The 1,150-nt window shown below is 63.7% G+C and carries 1 protein-coding gene; it reads right to left on the minus strand.

Annotated features, from left to right (window positions below):
• A partial coding sequence (locus tag AAGW05_RS18490) for a putative transposase (RefSeq protein ID WP_411806024.1) occupies positions 1 to 1,150 on the minus strand: 1,150 nt, incomplete at both ends.

Consider the following 1,150-nt stretch of genomic DNA (forward strand, 5'->3'; position numbering starts at 1 on the left):
TCCACCGATTCCCCATACGCCACACCGCTTCCCCGGCAGGAAACTCTTTATCGGTGGTGAGGATGTGGATCTGCCGTGTTCCACCGTCCTTGCCTTTCGCGGGAACGATACGGCTGAGCTGGCGGATCTGGTACATCTCCCCGGTCTTCTTCGTCGTTGGCAGGGCCAAATCAACGAGCGTGTCCGCCACACTCCAGGTCCGGGTTTCCCCGTGCTCATCAGTATGGGAGACCTCGGTAAATAGTTCTTCCTTGATCTCGGCTGTGGCGCCTTTGCGCCAGGTCAGCACATCAAAACCATTCTCGTCCATGTGTTTGAACAAGGTCGGGGACCAGCCGCCACGGTCGAAACCAACCAGGACCCGCCGATCGTCTCCCACCGCTTTACGCAGTTCGGGCAGGAGGTTACGGAGTTCACCGGCAAGGGACGCCCCGGGCTCGGCCATGACCACAAACACGGGTGAGCCGTGGGCGTCGGTGACCCAGGTTTCCTCCGTCGCAGGGACGGGGAACTTGAGTCTGGTCGAGTAGAGCTTGCCGATCTTTTTCGTGCCCTGATACGCGCGCACGTGCCCGTCAACGTAGAGGATCGCGGCCAGGTCCTCACCACCCGGGCCCGTTGCTGTCAGGTGATGTTTAGCAAGGGCGGCGATCAGCTCTTGGGCTTTGCCCGTGTCGGCGAGTTGGTCGATCCGGCGGCGGATCGTTTTCACTTCCGGGGCACGATCCAACCCCAACACCCGCCCTAAATCCTGCGGGTTGAACCGGGTCGCACCCTCGGTCCGGGATTCTCCGGCCAACGCCCGCACCACAGCATCAATCAAGATGGCATTCAGGCCGTAGAAGCCGTCCGGCAAGGCACCAAAGACGTCCTTCGCACAGGAGAGCAGGCCCGTGGTTTCCAGGGCGGGCAGGGCCAGGAACAACCCCGCGTGCGGAACACGGGCGGCAGGGGCGAACATCGGGGCAGCTTCTGCCAGCAGCCCGGCCCTCGCTGCCGAGCGTTCCCCCGCACGCGGGACGGTTGTTGGCAGTATCGGCAGCTCCGGCTGCATCAGTGCCAGCCCTTGGCCGCGCTCCGATGCCGGCACCGGTGCGGAGAGCTCAGGCGTGTTCTGGGGTGCCGGTGTGTTCTTGGCTGAATGGGCGGC

The sequence above is a fragment of the Arthrobacter sp. LAPM80 genome, from assembly GCF_046736435.1.
Classification (GTDB): Bacteria; Actinomycetota; Actinomycetes; order Actinomycetales; family Micrococcaceae; genus Specibacter.